Annotated in this window: 22 protein-coding genes; 7 read left to right on the plus strand and 15 right to left on the minus strand. The window is 60.2% G+C overall.

Annotation, left to right across the window (positions count from 1 at the left end):
• Positions 1 to 90: 90 nt before the first annotated feature.
• From pcaF to IFT59_RS14640, 3 genes are read right to left on the minus strand one after another with little or no spacing between them, the layout of a single operon-like run.
• A complete protein-coding gene (gene pcaF, locus IFT59_RS14630; protein ID WP_192087331.1) occupies positions 91 to 1296 on the minus strand; it encodes a 3-oxoadipyl-CoA thiolase in 1206 nt (401 codons plus the stop codon).
• A 10-nt stretch (positions 1297 to 1306) separates the two neighbouring features.
• A complete protein-coding gene (locus IFT59_RS14635; RefSeq protein ID WP_192087332.1) occupies positions 1307 to 2011 on the minus strand; it encodes a CoA transferase subunit B in 705 nt (234 codons plus the stop codon).
• Positions 2008 to 2730, minus strand: a complete 723-nt coding sequence (locus tag IFT59_RS14640) for a 3-oxoacid CoA-transferase subunit A (RefSeq protein ID WP_192087509.1) — start codon at positions 2728 to 2730, stop codon at positions 2008 to 2010. Before IFT59_RS14640 ends, IFT59_RS14635 begins: the two co-directional genes overlap by 4 nt.
• Before the next feature lie 117 nt (positions 2731 to 2847).
• Here IFT59_RS14640 and IFT59_RS14645 point away from each other — a divergent pair, with 117 nt between their 5' ends.
• Positions 2848 to 3609 (plus strand): IclR family transcriptional regulator domain-containing protein, encoded by a 762-nt coding sequence (locus IFT59_RS14645; protein WP_192087333.1) that lies wholly within the window; start codon positions 2848 to 2850, stop codon positions 3607 to 3609.
• Positions 3610 to 3648: 39 nt separating this feature from the next.
• Here the strand turns inward: IFT59_RS14645 and mmsB are convergent, their stop codons facing one another.
• From mmsB to IFT59_RS14680, 7 genes are all read right to left on the minus strand, one after another.
• Positions 3649 to 4536 carry a 3-hydroxyisobutyrate dehydrogenase gene (gene mmsB, locus IFT59_RS14650; RefSeq protein WP_192087334.1) on the minus strand — a complete coding sequence of 296 codons (888 nt, stop codon included), beginning with the start codon at positions 4534 to 4536 and terminating at the stop codon, positions 3649 to 3651.
• Between the two features lie 9 nt (positions 4537 to 4545).
• A complete protein-coding gene (locus IFT59_RS14655; protein ID WP_192087510.1) occupies positions 4546 to 6141 on the minus strand; it encodes a GMC family oxidoreductase in 1596 nt (531 codons plus the stop codon).
• A 13-nt stretch (positions 6142 to 6154) separates the two neighbouring features.
• Positions 6155 to 7153: a branched-chain amino acid ABC transporter permease gene (locus IFT59_RS14660; RefSeq protein ID WP_062459725.1), complete on the minus strand. Its 999-nt coding sequence runs from the start codon at positions 7151 to 7153 to the stop codon at positions 6155 to 6157.
• 15 nt (positions 7154 to 7168) lie between these two features.
• Positions 7169 to 8056, minus strand: coding sequence for a branched-chain amino acid ABC transporter permease (locus IFT59_RS14665; protein WP_062459730.1), 888 nt, complete (start codon positions 8054 to 8056; stop codon positions 7169 to 7171).
• Positions 8057 to 8153: 97 nt separating this feature from the next.
• Complete coding sequence (locus IFT59_RS14670) at positions 8154 to 8858, minus strand: ABC transporter ATP-binding protein (protein WP_062459733.1); 705 nt, start codon at positions 8856 to 8858, stop codon at positions 8154 to 8156.
• A complete protein-coding gene (locus IFT59_RS14675; RefSeq protein ID WP_192087335.1) occupies positions 8858 to 9640 on the minus strand; it encodes an ABC transporter ATP-binding protein in 783 nt (260 codons plus the stop codon). The genes IFT59_RS14670 and IFT59_RS14675 overlap by 1 nt, the downstream gene beginning before the upstream one ends.
• 3 nt (positions 9641 to 9643) lie before the next feature.
• Complete coding sequence (locus IFT59_RS14680; RefSeq protein ID WP_192087336.1) at positions 9644 to 10858, minus strand: ABC transporter substrate-binding protein; 1215 nt, start codon at positions 10856 to 10858, stop codon at positions 9644 to 9646.
• A 212-nt stretch (positions 10859 to 11070) separates the two neighbouring features.
• Between IFT59_RS14680 and IFT59_RS14685 the strand changes: the two genes are divergently transcribed.
• Positions 11071 to 11991, plus strand: coding sequence for a LysR family transcriptional regulator (locus tag IFT59_RS14685; protein ID WP_174197702.1), 921 nt, complete (start codon positions 11071 to 11073; stop codon positions 11989 to 11991).
• Between the two features lie 77 nt (positions 11992 to 12068).
• Here IFT59_RS14685 and IFT59_RS14690 read toward each other — a convergent pair whose 3' ends face one another.
• Positions 12069 to 14348, minus strand: coding sequence for an FdhF/YdeP family oxidoreductase (locus IFT59_RS14690; protein WP_113111458.1), 2280 nt, complete (start codon positions 14346 to 14348; stop codon positions 12069 to 12071).
• A 283-nt stretch (positions 14349 to 14631) separates the two neighbouring features.
• Between IFT59_RS14690 and osmF the strand changes: the two genes are divergently transcribed.
• The 4 genes from osmF to IFT59_RS14710 all read left to right on the plus strand — a co-directional run bounded on the left by osmF (position 14632) and on the right by IFT59_RS14710 (position 18459).
• Positions 14632 to 15543, plus strand: coding sequence for a glycine betaine ABC transporter substrate-binding protein OsmF (gene osmF, locus IFT59_RS14695; RefSeq protein ID WP_062578000.1), 912 nt, complete (start codon positions 14632 to 14634; stop codon positions 15541 to 15543).
• A 68-nt stretch (positions 15544 to 15611) separates the two neighbouring features.
• Complete coding sequence (locus IFT59_RS14700) at positions 15612 to 16778, plus strand: ABC transporter permease (protein WP_192087337.1); 1167 nt, start codon at positions 15612 to 15614, stop codon at positions 16776 to 16778.
• Positions 16775 to 17713 (plus strand): ABC transporter ATP-binding protein, encoded by a 939-nt coding sequence (locus tag IFT59_RS14705; RefSeq protein WP_062577995.1) that lies wholly within the window; start codon positions 16775 to 16777, stop codon positions 17711 to 17713. The genes IFT59_RS14700 and IFT59_RS14705 overlap by 4 nt, the downstream gene beginning before the upstream one ends.
• Positions 17710 to 18459 (plus strand): ABC transporter permease, encoded by a 750-nt coding sequence (locus tag IFT59_RS14710; protein ID WP_192087338.1) that lies wholly within the window; start codon positions 17710 to 17712, stop codon positions 18457 to 18459. Before IFT59_RS14705 ends, IFT59_RS14710 begins: the two co-directional genes overlap by 4 nt.
• Positions 18460 to 18480: 21 nt before the next feature.
• On the opposite strand, the gene IFT59_RS14715 is transcribed toward IFT59_RS14710, so the two are convergent.
• The 4 genes from IFT59_RS14715 to proV form a co-directional block, all read right to left on the minus strand.
• Positions 18481 to 18741, minus strand: coding sequence for a helix-turn-helix domain-containing protein (locus IFT59_RS14715; protein WP_192087339.1), 261 nt, complete (start codon positions 18739 to 18741; stop codon positions 18481 to 18483).
• Between the two features lie 78 nt (positions 18742 to 18819).
• Positions 18820 to 19692, minus strand: a complete 873-nt coding sequence (locus IFT59_RS14720) for a glycine betaine ABC transporter substrate-binding protein (RefSeq protein WP_192087340.1) — start codon at positions 19690 to 19692, stop codon at positions 18820 to 18822.
• 67 nt (positions 19693 to 19759) lie between these two features.
• Positions 19760 to 20650, minus strand: coding sequence for an ABC transporter permease (locus IFT59_RS14725; RefSeq protein ID WP_062459766.1), 891 nt, complete (start codon positions 20648 to 20650; stop codon positions 19760 to 19762).
• A gap of 88 nt (positions 20651 to 20738) precedes the next feature.
• Positions 20739 to 21971, minus strand: a complete 1233-nt coding sequence (gene proV / locus IFT59_RS14730) for a glycine betaine/L-proline ABC transporter ATP-binding protein ProV (RefSeq protein ID WP_062459769.1) — start codon at positions 21969 to 21971, stop codon at positions 20739 to 20741.
• A gap of 710 nt (positions 21972 to 22681) precedes the next feature.
• On the opposite strand from proV, the gene IFT59_RS14735 reads away from it, so the two are divergent.
• On the plus strand, positions 22682 to 23860 hold the full coding sequence (locus IFT59_RS14735) for an amidohydrolase family protein (protein WP_197978117.1): 1179 nt from the start codon (positions 22682 to 22684) through the stop codon (positions 23858 to 23860).
• Positions 23861 to 23869: the final 9 nt, after the last annotated feature.

Raw genomic sequence — 23869 nt, forward strand, 5'->3', positions numbered from 1 at the left:
GGACTCGCCGCGCGCCTCCACTATCAACAGCGACAGCCGCCAATGGTTGCCGAGAGCCTCGAATTGAGTTCGAGGCCCGGCTGCAATCCGCTAAACCCGTTCCAGGGCGAGGGCGATCCCCTGGCCAACGCCGACGCACATCGTGGCAAGCGCGTATCGCGTACTACCCAGCGATAGCTCCAGTGCCGCGGTTCCGGCAATGCGTGCTCCGGACATGCCGAGCGGGTGACCCAGCGCGATCGCACCGCCATTCGCGTTGACATGCTCCGCATCATCGGGGATTCCGAGCTCGCGCAAAACGGCGATGCCCTGAGAGGCGAAGGCTTCGTTTAGCTCGACAATCCCGAAATCCTGCGGCGACAAGCCGAGGCGTGCGCAGAGTTTCTGCGTCGCTGGCGCAGGCCCGATGCCCATCACCCGTGGCGGAACGCCAGCCGCAGCGCCGCCGAGGATGCGTGCAATCGGCGTCAGGCCATATTTTAGGGCCGCTTCCTGCGAGGCGATGATCAGTGCCGCTGCCCCGTCATTGACGCCGGATGCGTTGCCGGCAGTGACCGTGCCGCCTTCCATTTTGTTCACCGGCCGGAGTTTAGCCAATGCCTCCAAGCTGGTTGCGCGGGGATGCTCGTCCTTGTCGACGATGATGCTATCGCCCTTCTTTTGCGGAACGCTGACGGCTTTGATTTCTCTTGCTAGCCTGCCGTTCTGCTGGGCGGCAGACGCCTTGTTCTGGCTGCGCACTGCAAACGCGTCCTGATCCTCGCGAGAGACATGGTAATCGATCGCGACATTGTCGCCGGTTTCCGGCATGGAATCGACGCCGTACTGCTTCTTCATGAGCGGATTGACGAAACGCCACCCAATGGTGGTGTCGTATATCTCCGCGTTGCGTGAAAACGCGGTCTCGGCCTTCGGCATCACGAACGGAGCGCGGCTCATGCTTTCCACGCCACCGGCAATCATGATGTCGGCTTCGCCGGCCTTGATGGCGCGGGCAGCGGTGATCACGGCATCCATGCCCGATCCGCAGAGACGGTTGATCGTCGTGCCGGATACGGACACTGGCAGGCCGGCAAGCAGCAGCGACATGCGCGCGACATTCCGGTTATCTTCGCCCGCCTGGTTGGCGCAGCCAAAGACCACGTCGCCGACCGCTTCCCAGTCGACGGCAGCGTTTCGCTCCATCAGTGCCTTAAGAGGTACAGCGCCCAGATCGTCCGCACGGACCGATGACAGCGCGCCGCCGAAACGACCGATCGGGGTACGGATATAGTCGCAGATAAATGCTTCGGTCATCGATCTCTCCTCAAAGCGCCGGTACGACAAGATCAGCAACAACGCCGTCCACATGGAGCTGCGCGCCGGTCATCGCCTGCAATTCCTCGATGGTCATTGCGGCGAGCTTTTCACGCAGGACAAAACGGCCGTCCGCGATATCGATCACCGCATGGCTCGTATAGACCCTCGTGATGCAGCCGACGCCAGTCAGGGGAAATGTGCATTTGGAGACAAGTTTCGGCTTGCCGTCCTTCGTCACATGCTCGGTGATGACGTAAACCTGCTTGGCACCATGCACCAGATCCATCGCGCCGCCGACCGCCGGCACGCCTTTGGAGCCAACGCGCCAGTTGGCGAGGTCGCCATTTTCCGCCACCTGATAGGCGCCGAGGATTGCAACGTCGAGATGGCCGCCCCGCACCATGGCGAAGCTGTCCGCATGATGAAAGAAAGCCGCGCCGGGCTTGACCGTGACGGCCTTTTTGCCCGCGTTGATCAGATCCCAGTCTTCCTCACCGGCTGCCGGAGGCTCGCCGAAATCGAGGATGCCGTTTTCCGTATGGAAGATCGCCTGTCTGCCGGGCGGCTGATAGCGGGCGACCATTTCCGGAAAACCGATCCCGAGATTGATATAGGCGCCATCTTCGATATCCTGCGCGGCACGCCAGGCGATCTGCGTGTTCGACAGTTTGATGTCGTCGCGGGTGTCCAGTGTCTGAGTTTCGCCGCTCATGCGCTCATTCCTCCGGCATAGGCCACTCCGGCCCGGATGAGTTCTTCTTCTTGCTGAGGGTTTGAAACCTCGACCACCGCATCGACAAAGATGCCGGGCGTGATCACGTGTTCGGGGTCGATGTCGCCGGGTTCAACGATCTGCGAGACCTGGGCGATGGTGGTGGTCGCCGCCATGCACATCAGAGGATTGAAGTTCCGGCCGGCCTTGCGATAGGTGAGGTTGCCATGGGTGTCGCCCAGATGCGCCTTGACGATGGCAAAGTCGGCCTTGAGCCAGCGCTCCTGCACGAATTGTCGTCCATCGAACTCGGCGACCGGCTTGCCCTCGGCCAGTTCCGTTCCATAACCCGTCGGAGTGTAGAAGGCCGGTATGCCGGCGCCACCTGCGCGGATCCGCTCGGCAAGCGTGCCCTGGGGGACGAGTTCCAACTCGATCTTTCCGGCCAGATAGGTATCGGTAAAAGCCCGCGGATCGGACGAGCGAGGGAAGGAGCAGATCATCTTCGCGATCATGCCCGCATCGATCATTGCCGCAATACCGATGCGTCCGTTCCCGGCGTTGTTATTGATCACGGTCAGGTTTTTAGGACCATTGTCGATCAGCGCGTGGATGAGTTCGATCGGCGCACCGGAGCCTCCGAAACCACCGATCATCACCGTGGCACCGTCGGTGATCTTGGACACGGCATCAGCCAAAGTCCGAATTGTTTTATCCATCAGTATCCTCCGCAAACCGATCCCGCTGCAGAAACAACTAAATCCCATAAGGATGGACGGCAAACCATTTGTGCGATATCGTCTCTTTGTACGATTATCGCACAAAATGAGGCTCTGGTGGACGTCAAGACGAGAGACATGATGGGCGGGCTGGCAAAGGGCCTCAAGGTCATAGAAGCCTTCTCTGCCGAGCGACCGCGTCTCAGCATCGCCGAAGCCTCACAGCTCACCGGTTATGATCGCGCGACGGTGAGACGATGCCTCCTGACGCTCTCCGAACTCGGCTATTGCGCCTATGACGGAAAATTCTTCACCGTCACCCCCCGCGTCTTGCGACTGGGAACGGGATGCCTGGCAGCGATGCCATTGCCGAAGATCGTGCAGCCCTGGCTCGATGACCTGTCCGAACAGACAGGCCAAAGCACATCCGTTTCCATTCTTGATGCGAGTGACATCGTCTACGTCGCGCGGGCCGCGCAGCGCAGGGTCATGTCGATTTCGCTGATGCCGGGCTCACGCCTTCCAGCCTACTGCACCTCTATGGGGCGGGTGATGCTGGCAGCACTTCCTGTCGAGCAGGCAGAAGATCTCCTTTCATCAAAGCCGCTCGTGGCGAGGACCGCAAAGACCGTGACCGACATCGAAACACTCAAGGGCAAACTGCTCCGCATCCGTGATCGCGGTTATGCCTGCATCGATCAGGAGGTCGAAATCGGCCTCCGCTCTCTGGCCGTCCCGCTATTCAGCCCCCGCGGCCAGGTCGTCGCCGCGCTGAACATCGGGCTAGCCGCGTCAGAGGAGCCGATGCAGGCTGTCGCTGACCGTTATATTCCGTCACTGCTTAAAGTTCAGAAGGAGCTGACCGGCATATCCGGTTGAATTTGCGGCATATGCCGGCGTTCCAACTCCGAAACCATCTTATTCCCGCGGTATCTCCTGCAGCATCCGGATGATGGCGGAAAAGTCCTCGCCGCCGTGTCCGGCTGCCTCGAACTGGGCGTAGAGGTCGGCCGCGTGGGCTCCGAGCGGTGTCGCAGCGCCGGATTGTTGTGCTGCCTCTTGTGACAGCAGCAAGTCCTTCAGCATCAACGCCGTGGCAAAGCCGGGGCGGTAGTCGTTGTTGGCAGGCGATGTCGGCACGGGACCGGGCACGGGGCAATAGGTCGTCAGCGACCAGCACTGGCCCGATGAGGTCGAGGCGACATCGAACAGCGCCTGATGCGAGAGGCCGAGCTTTTCAGCCAGGCCGAACGCTTCGCAGACGCCGATCATCGAGATGCCGAGGATCATGTTGTTGCAGATCTTTGCAGCCTGACCCGCACCATCGCCGCCGCAGTGGACAATCTTGCGGCCCATGGCTTCGAGGATAGCCTTACCCGACGCAAACGCACTCTCCGAGCCGCCCACCATGAATGTCAGCGTGCCCGCTTCCGCGCCGGTCGTTCCCCCGGACACCGGAGCATCGAGAGAGAGGCAACCCATCGCGCTGCCCAGAGCATGCGCCTTGCGGGCGCTCTCCACGTCCACGGTCGAACAATCGATGAGCAGCGTTCCCTCGGGGATCACGGATGCCAGATCCGACCAGACGGCGAGGACATGCTGGCCCTTGGGCAGCATGGTGATAATGCAGTCTGCATTCAGCACAGCCTGGGGGAGGGTGCTTGCCGCGTTGACGCCACGCGCGCTTGCGGCATTCCTGCTCGCCTCCGAAAGATCGAAGCCCCAGACGTCATGTCCCGCCTTGACGAGATTGGCCGCCATCGGCCCGCCCATGTTCCCAAGTCCAACGAATGCAACCTTGCTCATAGTCCCCCCTTACCGATTGTCCGCCAAGATCATCGCCGCCGCCTTTTCGGCAACCATGATCGTCGGAGAATTCGTGTTGCCCGATGTGATGGCGGGCATGATTGATGCGTCGGCAATTCTCAGCCGGCCGAGTGCTCTCATTTTCAGTCGCGGATCGACGACGCTATCGGGATCCGACCCCATCCGGGCCGTGCCCACGGGATGGAAAATCGTCGTTCCTATTTCGCCGGCAGCGCGCTCCAGATCTGCATCCGTGTCGTACGCCGGTCCCGGCTTGTATTCTTCCGGCTGGTAGCGGGCGAAAGCAGGCTGCGCGACGATGTTGCGGGTCAGCCGGATCGAACTTGCCGCGACACTGCGGTCGGCAGCTGTCGAAAGATAGTTCGGCCGGATCGCCGGCGCTGCTGCAAAATCCGGGCCTTTCAGATGCACGGAACCGCGGCTTTCGGGGCGAAGATTGCATACGCTTGCGGTGATTGCCGGAAAAGCATGAACCGGATCCCCGAAGCGGTCCAGCGAGACCGGTTGGACATGGTATTCGAGATCAGCCGTTTCCTTGTCCGGACCCGACCGGGTAAAAATCCCGAGCTGGCTTGGAGCCATGGACATAGGTCCTGAGCGTTTCAGCGCATATTCCAGCCCGATCGCAGCCTTGCCGAGCCAGCGAGAGGCTTTCTCGTTCAGCGTCGGCACGCCGGTGACCTTGTAGACCAGCCGTAGCTGCAGGTGATCCTGCAGGTTTTCGCCGACCTGTCGCACCTCCTTGACCATCTCGACCCCGGCGTCCGCCAGAACCTCGCCGCGTCCGACGCCTGAGAGTTCGAGCACATGCGGCGTCCCGATCGCGCCCGCCGAAAGCACCGTCTCGCGACGGGCATGAGCCACCTGCGACACGCCATTCTGCTGAAACTCGACGCCTTTCACCTCACCGGTTTCGATGATCAGGCGGCGGACATGCGCCTTGGTGAGGACGCGTAGGTTCGGCCGCTTCATCGCGGGCCGCAGAAAGGCCTTGGAGGTGTTCCAGCGAATGCCCGAACGCTGGTTGACGTCGAAATAGCTTGAGCCTTCGTTGTCGCCGCGGTTGAAATCCTCGATCATCGGGATGCCCGCCTGTTCCGCCGCCTTGCGGAAACTGTCGAGCACCGCCCAGTGCAGACGCTGCTTTTCGACCCGCCATTCGCCGCCTTCGCCATGCAGATCGTCGCCGCCCTTGTAGAAGTCCTGGCTCTTGCGAAACAGCGGCAGCACGTCGTCCCAGCCCCAGCCGGCACATCCCATCTGCCGCCATAGGTCGTAATCGCGCGCCTGGCCGCGCATATAGATCATGCCGTTGATCGAGGAGCAGCCACCGAGCAGCTTTCCGCGCGGATAAAACAGGGAGCGGCCGTTGAGGCCTTTTTCCTTTTCGGTGGCAAAACACCAGTCGGTGCGCGGGTTGTTGATGCAATAGAGATAGCCGACCGGGATATGCACCCAGTGATAGTTGTCGGTCCCGCCGGCTTCCAGCAGCAGCACGCTGTTGCGGCTATCGGCCGAAAGGCGGTTCGCAAGAACGCAGCCGGCGCTTCCGGCACCGATGATGATGTAGTCGTAGGTTTCCATGATCTTCAGCCAATCAGCGGCGATGCTCGAAGCCCAGTTTTCGGCCAAGCCGCGAGGCGTAGAATTCCCCGATCAGGCCGCGCCGGAAGAGGAGGACGCAGACCATGAAGACCACGCCGGTGATGATCGTGACGGGAAATTCCGAGGTCGCGAGGTAGTTCTGCAACGCCACGACAAGCCCGGCGCCAAAGATCGGTCCGATCAGCGTGCCGATGCCCCCAAGCAGCGTCATCAGGATCACCTCGCCGGACATCTGCCAGCCGACATCGGTCAGCGTCGCGAACTGGAAGACGAGCGCCTTGGTTCCGCCGGCAAGCCCGGCAAGCGCCGCCGACATGACAAAGGCGCCGAGCTTGTAGCGGGATACGGAATAGCCGAGCGAGATGGCGCGCTGCTCGTTTTCGCGGATCGATTTGAGGATCATGCCGAAGGGCGAGTTGATGAACCGCCAGATGATCGCCATGCCGATCAAGAAGACGGCCAGCACGAAATAGTACATGTTCGTCGTTTCGCTGAGATCGATAAAGCCGAACAGGTGGCCGCGCGGCACGGACTGGATGCCGTCTTCGCCATGCGTGAATTCCGCCTGCAGGCAGAAGAAGAAGAACATCTGCGAAAGCGCAAGCGTTATCATCGCAAAGTAGATGCCCTGCCGTCGAATGGCAAAGAAGCCCATGATCAGGCCAAGCACGGCCGCTCCGAATGCGCCGACGAGAATGCCGAGTTCCGGCGACAGACCCCAGACCTTTACGACATGGGCAGTAAAATAGGCGGCTCCGCCGAAGAACGTCGCATGGCCGAAGGACAACAGGCCCGTGTAACCCAACAGCAGGTTGAACGCGCAGGCAAATAGCGCAAAGCACAAAAGCTTCATCAGAAAGATCGGGTAGAAGAACAGCGGTGCAACAAGGAGCAGCACCAGTCCCAACCCGATGAAGATCGCGTAGGTTTTCGTGGCTGTGCCCGATCTCTCGATGCGCGGCGGGGCAGCGGTGTGGATGATGTCGCTCATCTCTGGCATCCTTCCCTAAACATCCCGGCCGAAAAGACCGGCTGGCCGCAGAAGCAGCACGATCGCCATGATCACGAAGATCACGATGCTCGACGCTTCCGGATAAAACACTTTCGTCAGGCCCTCGGCGATGCCGAGCATGTAGCCGGTCAGGATCGCACCCATGATCGATCCCATGCCGCCGACGACGACGACCGCAAAGACCACGATGATGATGTTGGACCCCATCAGCGGCGAGACCTGGTAGATCGGCGCCGCCAGAACGCCGGCAAAGGCGGCAAGGCCCGCGCCGAGCCCGTAGGTCAGTGTCAAAAGCACCGGCACGTTGACGCCAAACGCCTGCACCAGGATCGGGTTTTCCGTGGCTGCCCGCAAATAGGCGCCGAGCTTGGTCTTTTCGATCAAAAGCCAGGTGCCGATACAGGCGACCAGGGAGACGACCACCACCCAGCCGCGATAGATGGGTAGGAACATGAAGCCGAGATTGGTGCCGCCGGCAAGCTGCGTCGGAACCGAATAGGGCTGGCCCGACGAACCGTAGAGATACCGGAACGTGCCCTCGATGGTGAGCGCCAATCCGAAGGTGAAGAGCAGGCCGTAGAGGTGGTCCAGTTTGTAAAGCCGTGACAGCAGGAAGCGTTCGGTAATTGCTCCGAACAGGCCGACGACGAGAGGTGCGAGAACGAGCGCGAACCAGTAGTTGATGCCGAAATACTGCAGCATCAGCATGGCAACGAAAGCGCCGAGCATATACTGCGCGCCGTGGGCAAAGTTGATGACCCGCAGCAACCCGAAGATGACCGCAAGACCGAGGCTTAAGAGTGCGTAGAAAGAGCCGTTGATCAGGCCGATCAGGAGCTGTCCGAGGAAAGCCTGGAGCGGAATGCCGAAAATCATGGTCATGGTGCGGCGCTCCTGGCGTCGTCTGATTTTACCGAAATTGGACGCGAGCGCGTTGCCAGGTCGTCCGTGCGGTGATCCGTTTGCATTACGACCATGCTCAAACCCCCAGAACCTTGTGCAGCATGTCCATCCTCTCCGGCAGTTCGCCGACCGGGAAATTTGCCACCATTTTTCCGTGGTCCATCAGGTAGAACCGGTCAGCGACGCGGCTTGCGAAGCGAAAATTCTGTTCGACCATCAACACCGTCATGCCGCGGTCCTTGAGCGTCTTCAGCACTTCGCCGATGCGCTGCACGATGACAGGCGCAAGCCCTTCGGTCGGCTCGTCGAGGATGAGCAGTTTTACCCCGGTGCGCAGGATGCGGGCGATCGCCAGCATCTGCTGTTCGCCACCGGAGAGCTTCGTGCCCGGGCTGGAGCGGCGTTCGTGAAGGTTCGGGAATAGTTCGTAGATCTCGCTGAGTGGCATTCCCCCTTGCGCAACGACCGGCGGCAGCATGAGGTTTTCCTCGACGGTCAGCGTCGAGAAGATACCACGCTCCTCAGGCACAAAGCCGAGACCCGCATGGGCGGTTCTGTGCAATGGAACCCGCGACATGTCCTGGCCGGAAAAGAGGATCTCGCCGCGGCGTTCGCGGATGATGCCCATGATCGTGCGCAGCGTCGTGGTCTTGCCGACGCCGTTGCGACCGAGAATGGTGATGGTTTCGCCCTCATGCACCGTCATGTCGACGCCGTGCAGGACGTGGCTTTCACCATACCAGGCATTGAGATTGGAAACCTGAAGCAGGGGTTGCGCCATCATGCTTCCTCCGTGCCCATGTAAGCGGTGCGGACGCGCGGATCCTGGCTGACCGTCGCGTAATCGCCCTCGGCCAGAATTTCGCCGCGCTGCAACACCGTGACGTGGTGGCAGATATCGGCAACGACGGAGAGATTGTGCTCCACCATCAGCACCGCACGGGTCTTCGCCACTTCGCGGATGATGGCGGACACGGTGCCGATATCCTCCTGGCCCATGCCGGCCATCGGCTCGTCGAGCAGCAGCACTTTCGGATCGAGTGCCAGCGTCGTTGCGATCTCCAGTACCCGCTTGCGACCGTAGGAAAGGTCGGCAGCCAGCGCGTTTCGCTCGCGTTTCAGCCCCACAGTCTCGATCAGCTCGTCGGCGCGGGCATCCAGCCGGTCGAGCGAGGAGAGCGGCAGCCAGAACTGTGTCGACAACCCGCTCGGACGCTGCAATGCGACGCGGACATTGTCACGCACGGTCAGATGCGGAAACACGGCCGAGATCTGGAACGAGCGGACCAGCCCCATCCGCGCCACCTTGTCGGGTGGCAGTTTCGTGATGTCGGCGCCCATCAGCGTGATCGAACCGGCGGTCGGCTGCAAAAACTTGGTGAGCAGATTGAAAACCGTCGTCTTGCCGGCGCCGTTCGGACCGATCAGCGCATGGACACTGGCGTCGTGAACATCGAGATCGACATTCTTGACGGCTGCGAATGCTCCAAAGCTCTTCGACAGGCCACGGGCGGACAAGACCACCCGTGGCTGATCGTTAGTCGAGATCGATGCGACTGCCATCGCTCACTTCACCAGCTCGCAACCGGCCTTGGCCGGATCGATATAGGCTTCCTTGCCGGGAATGGTGGCAAGCACGTTGTAATAGTCCCACGGCTCCTTGCTTTCGTCAGGCTTCTTCACCTGCAGCAGGTACATGTCGTGGATCATTCGGCCGTTGGCACCGACCGTGCCGCCGCGCGCGAAGAAGTCGTCGACCGGCATTTCATGCAGCGCTTTGGAAACCGCGTCGCTTTCGTCCGTACCGGCCTTCTGCACGGCTTTGAGATACTGCGTCACGGCAGAATAGGTGCCCGCATGAACCATGTTCGGCATCTTGTTGGTCCGGGCAAAAAACTTCTTGGCAAACTCGCGGCTCTTATCGTCGAGGTTCCAGTAATAACCTTCCGTCAGCGTCAGGCCTTGTGCTGCCTCAAGTCCGAGCCCGTGCACTTCGGCCAGCGTGAACAGGAGCGCTGCCAATTTCTGACCGCCTTGGACAATACCGAACTCGGCCGCCTGCTTGATCGAGTTGGCCGTGTCGAGACCGGCGTTGGCAAGCCCGATCACCTTCGCGCCTGATGACTGCGCCTGCAGCAGGAAGGATGAGAAATCCTGGCTCGACAGGGGATGCCGCACCGAACCGACGACCGTGCCGCCATTGGCCTTCACGTAGTCGCTGGTCTGCTGCTCGAGGGAATAGCCGAAAGCATAGTCCGCGGTCAGGAAAAACCAGCTGTCACCGCCCTGCTTGACCATCGCACCGCCTGTGCCGACCGCAAGCGCATGGGTATCATATGCCCAGTGGAAGCCGTAGGGCGTGCAGGACTTGCCCGTGAGATCAGTGGTCGCCGCACCGGTGTTGATGGTGATCTTCTTCTTGTCCTTGGACAGCGCCTGGACCGCGAGACCGACCGACGACGTTGTCAGGTCCATGATCGTATCGACCTGCTGGGTATCGTACCACTGGCGGGCGATGTTGGAGGCGATGTCGGGCTTGTTCTGGTGATCGGCGTCGATGACCTCGATCGGAACATCCAGAACCTTGCCGCCAAAATCCTCGACCGCCATCTTTGCAGCCTCAACGGACGACTTGCCGCCGAAATCGGAATACACGCCGGACTGGTCGTTCAGGATACCGATCCTGACCTTGCCGTCGGATGCCGTTTGGGAAAATGCAGTGCTGCTGGCGAGCAATACGGCCAGCGGTGTAACAACGGACGCCACAAACGTCTTTCGCATAAGGTCTCCTCCCAGAGATAACAGCGCGCGAATCTGTTCAAATTTGGCGGGCCACCCTCCTCAAAGCAGCCCCTCCTGTGGGTATGGTCGAGTAAAACGAACGTTGACGCAAGGAGGAGCGCGCTATTAATTGCAAACAGCCTCTGTTCAATTTTGAACAGACCCGTGACAGCGTTTGAACAGATAGGGACATTGGAGCGCTAACCGCCGACATGACAGCCAGCCCGAACTTCACCTGGGACGACCTTCAATATTTCCTGGCCGTCGCCCGAACCGGGCAGCTTTCCGTCGCGGCCCGGCAATTGCGCACCAGCCATGCCACCGTATCGCGCCGCATCGACCGGCTGGAATTCAGTCTCCGGATCAAGCTTTTCGAGCGCAATCCGCGCGGCTATGTCCTAACCGGAATTGGACAACGCTTCATCGAAGCGGCGGAACGCATGGAGGCGGAAGCGGACCGGTTACAGATGGATATCTTTTCGGGGAGCGCTGCTCACCAGGGCGTCGTCCGTCTCAGTGCTCCGGAAGGAATTGCGAACTTCTTCCTCGCGCATCAGATCGGCGATTTCACCGTCCAGCATCCCAATCTCTCGCTCGAGCTGGTGACGATCCAGCAGATCATGTCCTTGTCGCGCAAGGAGGCCGACATTGCCATCTCGCTCGATCCGCCGAAGGGCGGACCCTACGAAATCGAGAAGATCACCGACTATCGGCTGAACATCTACGGCGCAAAATCCTACCTGTCCGAGCGACCGGAGATTAAAAGCCGCGACGACCTGCTGCTACACCCGTTCATCGGCTACATCCAGGATATGATCTTTGCGCCGGGACTGGACTATCTTGGCGACGTCCATCCGGGAATCCGGCCGCGGTTTCAGAGCTCAAGCATCTCGGCGCAACTGACGGCGACGCTTCAGGGTCAGGGTCTCTGCATCCTGCCGCATTTCATTGCGCGCCGTCAGCCGGATCTCGAGCTGGTGCTGCCCCGCGAGGTGCAGTTGACCCGGCACTACTACCTGGTCCGTCACCGCGACATGAGCCGCATTCCCCGTGTACGTGCCGTCGCCGACTACCTTTTGGCGGTCGTGCAGAACAATCGAGATGCGTTTCTTGGCGAAATTGAAAGCGCCTAAGCAGAACGAAGTGTGCCCGCCAAACCGGGTTTACCTGGCGTGGCGGGCACTGTACCGGACGGTACTCGCTTTCGGAATCAGTGGCTGACGATTTTTACCGGGATTGCCTTGGACGCCGGCGTCTTGGACATCTCGTCGTGATGGTCGATTGCGTTCAGCACATTGCATTCGGGATAGTACCCGCCGATCGTGCCGCGCGGAAGCTTGTGCGCTCTGACCGTCAGCCCGCTGAGTTCGCGGTGTTTGCCGTCTTCGAAGTCACTGACGAGCGATACGACCTGACCTTCCCGAAGTCCTGCTGCAGCGATGTCTTCCGGACACATGAGAAGCACGTCTCGCGTACCCTCGATGCCGCGGAATCGATCCGAATAGCCATAGATCGTTGTGTTAAACTGGTCGTTGGATCGCATCGTGATCAGCCGGAACCGACCAGGCGCATCCTCGAACGACAACGCGTTGAGCTGATGCGGCGTTGTAAAGACCGCTTTCTTTTCCTCAGTATTCCACTTCCGTTCGTGTGCATCATTGCCGCGATAAAAGCCGCCGGGCTCGAACATGCGCTGGTTGTAATGCTTGAAGTCGTCGGGGTAGGTTGCCTCGATGAGATTGCGAACGAGGCTGTAGTCCCGCGTCCATTCGTCCCATTTCAGCTTCGGGTTATGGTCGAGGGTTGCCTTGGCGATGCCGGTCACGATCGCAAGTTCGCTCTGGAGTTGCTTGGATGCCGGCGTCCGCTTTCCGATCGAACCGGAAATGTGGGAGAAGCTGTCTTCCGTCGTGACGGACTGATTTCCGGTCGCCTGCATGTCGATCTCGGTTCTGCTGAGACATGGCAAGATCCAGGCCTCCTTGCCCGGAAACAGATGGCTGCGGTTGAGCTTGGTCGAGACCATGACCGTCAGCTCCTGCTCGGCCCAGACCCGCTCCATATCGACCTGATCCGGCACGGCGCGAAGCAGATTGCCGCCGAGTGAGATTGTGGCGCGGATGGTTCCCGCCATCATGCCTTTGACCGCATCGACGATGTGCGTTCCGTCCTCGGTCGGAGGATCGAAATCGAACAGTTCCTTCAGTTTGTCCATCGGGATGAGCTTGGTCTTTTCGGCGATGCCGACGGTCCGCTGGCCCTGAACGTTCGAGTGGCCACGCACCGGACAGCAACCAGCGCCCTCACGGCCGATATTGCCGCGCAGGAGGAGAAGGTTGACTAGCATCGCGATGTTAAGGCCGCCCTGCGAGTGCTGGGTCAGTCCCATTCCGTAGACGCCGATGACGCGCTTGGCGGCAATATAAGTCGCGCCTGCCTCGCGCAGATCAGCCTCCGTGAGCCCGCTTTCGCGCACAATGTCCGACCAAGGCGTGTCGCGCACGCATTCGATGAACTTGTCGAAGCCCGTCGTGTGCTCGGCGATGAAATCGACATCGAGAACGCGCGCCCGGCCAGCGGCAACCGCCGCATCATCGGTCTCGACGACGGTCTTACATAGACCCAGCATGGCAGCGACGTCACCGCCGGCCTGCACCTGCAGATACTGATCGGATATCTTGGTCTCGTTGCCCGTGACCATGTCGAGCGGATTTTGCGGGTTCACGAACGACACGAGACCCTGCTCGATAACAGGGTTGAATGTGACGATCTTCGCGCCGCGCTTTTTGGCTTCCTGCAGCGGATGGAGGAAACGTGGACTGTTGGTGCCCGGGTTCTGGCCAAAGAAGAAGAAGGCGTCGGTCTTTTCCAAATCTTCCCAGACGATGGTACCGACCGGCGAGCCGATGACCTTGGTGAGGCCGACGGACGTCGTCTCGTGGCACATGTTCGAGCTCTGCGGCAGGTTGTTGTTGCCATAGGCGCGTGCCAGCAAGGCATAGAGGTAGGATGCTTCCAGTCCGGCATGGCCGGACGAATAGAAGACCACGCTCTTCTTCTCCAGGCGCTTTAGCGTTGCGCCGATCTTCTGGAACGCCTCGTTCCAGGTGGCCTCCACGTATTGTCCGGTCGCGTGGTCGAAGCGGAGAGGATGGGTCAGGCGACCTGTCATCTCCAGATCGTGGTCTTTCCAGCCCTTCAGCTCCTCCACCGTATGCTTCTTGAAGAAATCAGGTCCGCAACGGGAGTTGGTCAGGTCCCACATGGTGGCCTTGGCACCATTCTCGCAAAACTCGAAGGGGTGATAGTTTTTGGGCTTTGGCCAGGCGCACGAGACGCACATGAATCCGCCCGGCTTGTTTTGTCGAGACAATGTTTCGAGAAACGCTGGTGGAGGCGAACTCTCGCCGTAGATCCGGAAAATCGACTTTACCGAGCCCCAACCACCTGCAGGGCCTTTGCCTTCAGGATTGCTGATGTTGTCTGCCATGGGTGGGCCTCCGAAATGTTCGCTGAAAGGGATGCTAGGGGCGGCATCGACATAACTCGAAGAAGGCGCGATCGTTCCTCCCGCCGGGCAGTCGTTTCCGAGCGGCTGTCGGATCCGGAGACGGCATACGGCCTCGGTTTCAGGACGAGGCATACCGCAAATGACTGACGTGACGTTGCTCCACTATTCTTCTTGAACCGGCGGCATATATAGGCGTTTGCGTCCGGACGATTGCGGTTGGGCGCGCCAGGCAAGACTAGTTGTAAACAGGGAGATACCGGCCGTGCACCTGCCCAAGATCGTGATCGGAACCATATTCGCCATTGCCGCATCTGCGGCCACGGCATCGGCGCAAGTCGTCGTATCATCAAAGATCGATACCGAGGGCGGCGTCCTCGGCAACATCATTTTGTCCATCCTGAACGCAAACGACATCAAGACGACGGATCGCGTTCAGCTCGGCGCCACACCTGTCGTGCGCAAGGCGATCACCGCCGGCGAAATCGACATCTATCCGGAATATACCGGCAATGCGGCGTTCTTCTTCGAAAAAGCCGAAGACCCGGCCTGGAAGGACGCGGCAAAGGCCTATACTGAGGCCAAGAAGCTGGATTACGATGCAAACAAGATCGTCTGGCTGACCCCGTCTCCGGCAAACAACACCTGGGCGGTCGCCATCCGCAAGGAAGTCGCGGACGAAGGCAAGATCAAGACCTTCAGCGAATTCGGCTCGTATGTTGCTGGCGGCGGTAAGGTCGTTCTGGCTGCCTCCTCGGAATTCGTCAACTCGGCTGCAGCCCTTCCGGCCTTCCAGAAGACCTACGGCTTCACGCTGAAGTCCGACCAGCTGATCACGCTGTCCGGCGGCGACACCGCTGCCACGATCGCAGCAGCTGCAAACCAGACCAACGGCGCCAATGCGGCGATGGTCTACGGCACGGACGGTGGCATTGCGCCATCAGGTCTCGTCGTTCTGGAAGACGACAAGGGCGTCCAGCCGGTCTACCAGCCGGCTCCGATCATCCGTGAAGCGGTTCTGAAGGAGCATCCACAGATCGAAACGCTTTTGAAGCCTGTCTTCGAAAAGCTTGACCTTGTGACACTTCAGGAATTGAACGGCCGCGTGCAGCTCGGTGGCGAACCGCCGAAGGCCGTTGCCGAAGACTTCCTGAAGAAGAACGGATTTCTGAAGTAAAGCTGGCTGTATGATGCATTCCACCCTCAGGGGAGGGATGCATCATCCGGGGGCCAAGGAGGATCGGATTGAAGCTTCGCCTCGATAAGCTGGGTGTCGTCGTGGCGCTTCTGGCAACCTATGCTGCCTTTTTCGCGCCCCTCATGATTTTCCGTCCCAACCGGATCGTGCCGGGGCAGGGGAAGTCTCTCTGGGAATCCCTGCCGCCTTCCACGTCAATCTCCTTCGTCGTCGTTATCGGCGTCGCGATCCTCATCACACTCTTCAAAACACCTCTTTATCTAAGGCTGTCGGCTGCGGCGGCCGTTCTCGCGGGACTGGCCATCTCCGTCGGCTCCGCCGCGTCGTTTCTGACGCCGGACGGCAATACCTATGCTCGTGTTTCGCCGGCCTCCGGTGCCTGGCTGTTGATGCTTGCCTTCGCTCTGCTCGCCGCCGATGCGATCGCCAGACTGCGGCCAACACCCGTCGTTCGGATCGCCTTGCTGGCGGTCAGCCTAGCGGGCATCGCGCTCGTCCTGTCTTCGGGTCTCTGGGACGGACTTTCCATCATCAGGGAATATGCGGGCCGCGCCGACGTCTTCTGGCAGGAAGCGGGAAAACATGTGACATTGGCGATCGGATCGCTGATTGCTGCCGTCGTCGTCGGTCTTCCCCTCGGCGTTCTTGCCCACCGAGTCACGTCCTTGCGTGCCGGCATTCTCAACACGCTGAACTTCGTCCAGACGATCCCGTCGATTGCCCTGTTCGGCATTCTCATCGCGCCGCTCGGCTGGATCGCCATCAACGTGCCGGGTGCGGCCGCGATCGGCATACGCGGCATTGGCGCTGCACCCGCGTTCGTGGCGCTGTTCCTCTACTCCCTGTTGCCTGTTGTCGCCAACACCGTCGTGGGACTCGAAGGCGTGCCCCGGGAAGCAAACGAGGCGGCCCGCGGAGTCGGCATGACCGGGCGCCAACGCCTGTTCGGCATCGAACTGCCGCTCGCCATGCCCGTCATCCTGACCGGTATCCGCATCGTTCTGGTTCAGAATATCGGGCTTGCCACCATTGCGGCCCTGATCGGCGGAGGCGGGTTCGGCGTCTTCGTCTTCCAGGGCGTCGGCCAGACGGCAATGGATCTTGTGCTCCTGGGCGCCGTACCCACCGTCGTGCTCGCGTTCACCGCAGCCACCGTATTGGACGCACTCGTCGAACTGAACGCCCCTGTTGGCACTCGAGGCAAAGCCGCATGATCGAAATCGAGACCCTCACCAAGCGTTACGGCGACAATACGGTTGTCGACACAGTAACCATGACGATCCAACCGCGCACGGTAACGGTCATTGTCGGCACGTCGGGTTCCGGCAAGACGACGCTTCTGCGGATGATCAACCGGCTGGTGGAGCCGACATCCGGTACCATCAAGCTCGACGGCGTCGACAATCGCGACCTGCCGGGGTTCGAACTGCGGCGCAGGATCGGCTACGCGATCCAGGGACACGGGCTTTTTCCGCATCGAACCGTCGCGCAGAATATCGCCACTGTTCCGGGTCTGCTTGGCTGGGACCGGCCCCGCATCGACGCCAAAGTAAAAGAGCTGCTCGAACTCTTCCAGCTCGACCCCGCCGATTTCGCGGCGCGTTTTCCGCATGAACTCTCCGGCGGGCAGCAACAGCGCGTCGGCGTGGCACGCGCTCTTGCGGCTGAACCCAACGTACTCCTGATGGATGAGCCGTTCGGCGCTCTCGACCCGATCATTCGCGCCAAGGCGCAGCAAGACCTAATCAGCATTCAAAAAGTGCTCGGCACGACTATCGTTCTCGTCACGCACGATATGGACGAGGCCTTTCATCTGGCGGACCGGATTGCGGTGATGGACAAGGGCAAGGTCGTTCAATACGGCGCGCCTGTCGAACTGGTTCGACAGCCTGCGACCCCGTTCGTCGAGACGCTGATTGGCGATACGGAGCGGCCATTCCGGCTCCTGTCGATGCAGACTATCGGTGAGGCCCTCGAGCCCAATCAAGCGACAGGGGAACCACTGTCCGAAGACATGAGCCAGCGAGAAGCGCTATCAAAGCTTTTGTGGACGGGACAGCAGGCATTGCCTGTTCGCGCATCCGATGGGCGGATCATCGGCTCTGTTTCGGTCGAAGGACTTTCGAAGCGCGCGGCGGGTCTGGCATGAGAGCGTGGCTTCCTCTCATGCTGCGGGCGTTACTGCTCGTTCTTCTGCTGACGTTCCTGCTGATGCCCGAATCGTTCGATCCCATCCTGCGCCCGCTGGTTCAGCAGAATGCGCCCGCGATCTACAATCAGGGAAGTCTTCTGACACTCACGCTTCTGCATCTGAGGACGGTCGCCATCGCCACGACAGCAGCGATTCTTGTGGCTGTTCCCATGGCAATTCTCGTGACGCGGCCGATCGGCGCCGAGTTTTTGCCGCTCTCGCGGGGCCTCGTGAATATCGGGCAAACCTTCCCGCCAGTAGCGGTGCTGGCGCTCGCGGTTCCAACGCTGGGCTTTGGTGAAAAACCGACGCTGGTCGCGCTCTTTCTCTACGGTTTGCTGCCGATTTTCGAAAACACACTGACGGGGCTGACGACCCTTCCGCCGTCTGTCATGGAGGCGGCGCGCGGGACGGGCATGACCGGGTTGCAGCGGCTGTTCAAGGTCGAGCTGCCGCTCGCGACACCCGTCATCCTCGCCGGTATCCGTCTGTCGGTCGTGATCAGTCTCGCCACGGCCACGATCGGTTCTACCGTTGCCGCAAAAACCTTGGGCGAAGTCATCATCGCCGGCCTGCAGGCCAACAATCTCGCCTTTATCCTGCAAGGCGGCCTGATCGTCGGCGCTCTTGCGATCCTCATCTACGACACGCTATCGGCCGTCGAGCGCATCGCAGCCCGTCGAACCGGCCTGAACGTGCGCTAGTCGGACTTCAACGCTGACAGACTAGTTGTCCCACTTCGGCCCGACGCCGCGGCCGGTGATCAGCCAGGCAAGGCTCACCTGCAGAGAGCGTGCAACGATCTCCAGATCAGTTGCGATCGGTGCGTCGCGATCATTCTCCCACGACTGCCAGACATCCCGTTCAACGCCGGTCATGTCGGCCGCGTCGTCGACCGATACATCGCAGGCGTCGCGTGCAAGCGAGATACGCCCGCCAAGCGTGTCACCGGTGGCGAGGTTTAGATCGGTTCCGTCGATATACATGTGTTCTCCTGGACAATTGTACGCTGGCTTCACGTGGCAAAAGGGCTCCGCGGATAACCGCAGAGCCCGAAGCCGATATCAGCCTTCGTTACCAACCCAGGCCTTGATCTGGTCCGGATGGTCCTTGATGTATTTCTCGATCGCTTCGTCGTACGAAGTCTCCTGGGCGGTGAACATCCCCGCTTCGAGATCATCGATCGGCAGCTTCATGCGCGAGAGGAAGCCGGCAACCTTCGGATTTTCGGCTTTGAAATCCTTGCGGGCGAGGACGTCGACATGTTCTGCTTCACCCAGCGACTTCTTGGGGTCGGTCAGGTAACGAAGCTTGTACTTGCCGAACATCCAATGGGGGCTCCAGGACGTGGCGACGAACCACTTTTCGCTGCGCATGGCGCGATCGACCGTCGTCAGCATGCCCGCCTCACTGGAGATCTGCAGCTTGTAGTCGTCGAGACCGTAATCCTTCACGGCCTTTTCTGACAACCGTGTCAGACCTGCGCCCGGATCGATGCCCTGCACGATGCCGGAAAGCTTCTTTTGCACTTCAGGCTTCTTCAGATCCTCGATCGAAGCGATCTCGCTTTCCGGGATATAGGCCGGAACGACCCAGCCCAGCTTTGCGCCGTCATAGACGGTACCCAGCGTTTCGACCTTGTCCTTCACCTTCTCGTAGTAGTCCGCATGGGTCTGCGGCAGCCAGGCCATCATCATCGCGTCGAGATCGCCGCGGCTGACACCCTGGTAGAGCGGAGCGACATCGGACTGTACCAGCTCGACTTCCGTGCCGAGTTCATCCTTGATGAGCTTGGCGGCGAGCTTGGTGACAAATTCAGCATCGGACCAAGCGGACCAGCCGATCTTTACCGGCTTGGCGTCCTGCGCCATCGTTGCGGTCACAGATCCACCGATGAGGGTGGCGGCGAGCCCGAGGGTTGCGAGGGTCTTGAACATGTAGTCTCCTTTTTGGGAGGTTTGCAATTGCGGGTTCATCACCCGCACGGTTCGGCGAAGGACTGGATCAGGCGGTTGCCGTCACCATATCCTCACGCTCGTTTCTCTTGAAAAGCGCGCGCCAGAGGGCGTTCGGCTTTCTGGATTTCTGGCCGAGGCTCTGGGTGATCCGGTCGAGAATGACGGCCAGGATGACGACGGCAAGACCGCCCTCGAAGCCCGTGCCCACATCCAGGCGCTGGATACCGGTCAGGACCGTGTTGCCGAGCCCGCCGGCGCCGATCATCGAAGCGATGACGACCATCGACAGCGACAGCATGATCGTCTGGTTGATACCGGCCATGATCGAGGGCAGGGCGTTGGGAAGCTGGATCTTGAACAGAAGCTGCGTCGAGGTGCAGCCAAACGCGTTGCCTGCCTCGATGAACTCGTGATGTACCTGGCGGATGCCAAGATTGGTCAGTCGCACGACAGGCGGCATTGCAAAGATCACCGTGGCGATGGCACCCGGTACCGCTCCAAGCCCGAAGAACATCGCTGCCGGAATGAGGTAGACGAACGCCGGCATGGTCTGCATCAGATCGAGGATGGGCCGGACGATGGCTGCGACACTATCCTTGCGCGCCATGGCAATGCCGAGCGGCAGGCCGATGATCATCGCCATCAGCGTGGACGCGATCACCAGGGAAAGTGTCTCCATCATGGCGCTCCAGAGACCCATGTGGTCCACCAGCCAAAGTGCGATGCCGGTCAGCAAGCCGAAGCCGAGGCCGACCCGCCAGAGGGATAGCGCGACAAAGATGGCAATGCCGACGGGCATCGGGAGCGCAAGCAGCGCATCCTGGATCGTCCCGGTTACAAAGCCGATCGCCGACGCGATCAGATCGAGAAAGGGGGAGAAGTTGTCGAGGATGTAGTTGACGGCTGTATCGATGCCGTCGCCGATGTTGAAATTCATGTCTGTCTCCGGTTTCTGGCCGGCTACAGCGCCGCCTGCATTATGGGCCGGCAGGGCGCTGCAACAATTCTAAGGTCGTGAATGGAAATCAGCTGGCGCGGTCGAGCGTTTCAAGCAGCGTCGTTTTGCTGATCGATCCGAGATAGCGCTTCGCGTCATCGATGACGGGGACCGGCCAGGCGCTGGCGGCGACCGTGCCGAGAACGTTCGACAGCGGTTCGTCGGCTGCGATTGTCTCGATCCCGGTGAGAAACGCTCCGCGGTAGGGATCATCCGCCTTGGCGCGCAGCTTTTCGACAAGCGATGTCTGGCTGACCATTCCCTGGTAGGTCTTGTCGCGACCAAGAATGATCGCGTATTCGCGGTCGAAGTGCTTCATGCGTTCGAGTGCGGCGGCGGCCGATACACCCTGACGGTCGATGATCGTGACCTGGGTCTTGCGAGCAACATCGCCGGCCTTGAAGACATGGCTGACATCAACATTGCGGAAGAAGGAGCGGACGTAATCATTGGCCGGGCTCATGACGATTTCGTCCGGCGTGCCGACCTGAATGACGCTGCCGTTCTGCATGATGCAGATACGGTCGCCGATCCGCATGGCTTCGTCGAGATCGTGGCTGACGAAGACGATCGTGCGGCTTTGTTCGGACTGAAGACGGACCAACTCGTCCTGCATCTCGGTCCGGATGAGCGGGTCAAGTGCCGAGAAGGCTTCGTCCATGAGAAGAATGGTCGGTTCACTGGCCAAAGCACGGGCAAGGCCGACGCGCTGCTTCATGCCGCCGGACAGCTGATCCGGAAGGCTGTCCTCGTAACCGTCGAGGCCCACGGCCTTCAAAGCAACGAGAGCCTTCTGCCGACGCTCGGCTTCGTTGACGCCTGCGACCTCGAGACCGAAGGAAGCGTTGTTGAGCACGGTACGGTTGGGCAGAAGCGCGAAGGACTGGAACACCATGCTGATATCGCGCCGCCGCAGATCGATCAGTTCCTTGCGCGACATCTGGGTGATGTCACGCCCGTCGATTTTTATCGCACCGGATGTCGGCTCGATGAGCCTGTTCAGCAGACGAAGGAGGGTGGATTTTCCGGAGCCGGACAGGCCCATGATCACGAAAATCTCACCGGCCTTGATCTCAAAGCTCGCGTCGTTGACACCGACGGAGCAACCGGTCGCTGAATGGATTTCGGATTTTGTCTTGCCGGCGCGGATCATGTCCAAGGCCTTGTCAGGCCGCTCGCCGAAGATTTTGTAGACGTTGTTTAGACTGATCTTGGTCGGTGTCGCTTCGAGCGGCGCGTCATTTTCAGTTGCATAAGCCATTAAAAATTTGGCCCGGGCTCGGTAGCGCGGGCATTCTCCTAGACAGTCGGATCTACTCTACGGCGGAAGCATAGGCTTTCCGGCCAGAGGTTGTCCGTGTATTTTATTTGGGCGATATAGCCATCGCCGGCGAAGAACCAATCCGATCAGCGTATCGCGAGGATTGTATCAAGTCAGACGTCACGCACTAAAAGCGCGCTTCAGACGCACATTCGTTATGCGCATCTGCAGCCCGTCCATGACCTGTTTGTAGAGCGAGAGATGTGGATGTCCATCAAAAAATCCAATTTGCATGGGTCGGAAAACCTCCCGAAGCAGGCTCATCCATCGCAGATCCACTGCATCAACGAGCATCTCGCCCTATCGAACCCGGATTTCAGACCGGCCATCACGAAACCGTGAAACAATGAAAATCTTGCTCTAGCCCAGATGCGAAGGTCCAGACTTGTGAGCCGGTGAGCTACACTCCGCCGCGCAATCGTCCCAACAAGCCGATTTCCCGACCGTTAGCCAGCCAACGCAACTCCCCGCAGCCGCTCTGAGAAACACTCGCGTTGCAATGCGACATGGGATATTTGCATTGTTGGGTGATGGGCGAGTAACGACGTCTGGTCTTTGTGAAGCGGTTTACTCAGCGTGGTCTCATGAGCGTTGTCGGGCAGAGTACTTTTATCATCGACAATCTGAGATTGGCGGACGGTCGCCAAGGCATGTCGCTCAATGTTTCGAACGGCGTGATAGTCGCGATCGGAGAGCAGACCGCACAGCTATCGTCGCCGCGTCTCGATGCTGGAGGGGTGCTGATCCTGCCGGGACTGACGGATGCGCATGTCCATCTCGACAAGGCGATGATCCTTGGCCGCTGCCCGCTGTGCGAGGGGACCCTTGCTGAAGCCGTTCGGCTGACGGCGCAAGCGAAACGCAGTTTTACCGCAGAGGATGTCGAAGCGCGCGGCGCGCAAGTCTTGGAATTGGCTGTGCGTGCGGGTACGCAGCGCATGCGCAGCTTCGTCGAGGTGGATCCACGCGCAGGTCTTCGAAGTCTGGAAGGTCTGCTGCGGCTGAAGCGCAGATGGTCGGGTCTCATCGACGTCCAGCTTTGCGCCTTCGTGCAGGAAGGCCTGACCAACGAGCCTGAAACCATCGACCTTCTTCACGAAGCCATGAGGATGGGTGCGGATCTGATTGGCGGATGTCCTTATACGGACCCTGATCCCGTTGCCCATGTCGACCGCATCTTCGGCCTTGCCCGTCATTACAACGTTGATGTCGACTTCCACGCCGACTTCGATCTCGATCCCGGAAATTCCATTTTGCCCGAGATCATCAGGCAGACCGAAGCCTTCGGCTGGGGCGGGCGTGTCACTGTCGGCCATGCAACGAAGCTTGCAGCCTTCGACCCTGACGAGCGTGAGAGGATGGCGCGGAGCATGGCCGAGGCCGGTATCGCTCTCGTCGTCTTGCCCGCGACAGACGCGTTTTTGAACGGATCGCGCGACAACCCGATGCGGCCGCGAGGCATCGCTCCGGCAGCCCAGATGAAGCGCTTCGGGGTGGATGTCGCGCTCGCCACCAACAATGTGCAAAACCCGTTCACACCGTACGGCGACGCCTCACTGCTTCGGATGGCAGGCCTCTACGCCAATCTTGATCAGCTCTCGACGGCAGCCGATATGCACAGCGTTTTCGAGATGGTGTCGACAGATGCGGAGAAGATCACCGGGATGCTAGCGCCACCGATCGCTGTGGGGGCGAAGGCCGAATTCATTCTTGTTGCTGCAGAAACGGCTGAAGATGCGATCCGCCGCAACGCGCCCGTCGTCGCCGCTGTCAAACGCGGCGTGTTGCGACTATGGGCGCCTCTTGCGCCTTTGATCATTCCGGACTGAAACTTTCCT

Source organism: Rhizobium sp. CFBP 8752 (assembly GCF_014842035.1).
Classification (GTDB): Bacteria; Pseudomonadota; Alphaproteobacteria; order Rhizobiales; family Rhizobiaceae; genus Neorhizobium; species Neorhizobium soli.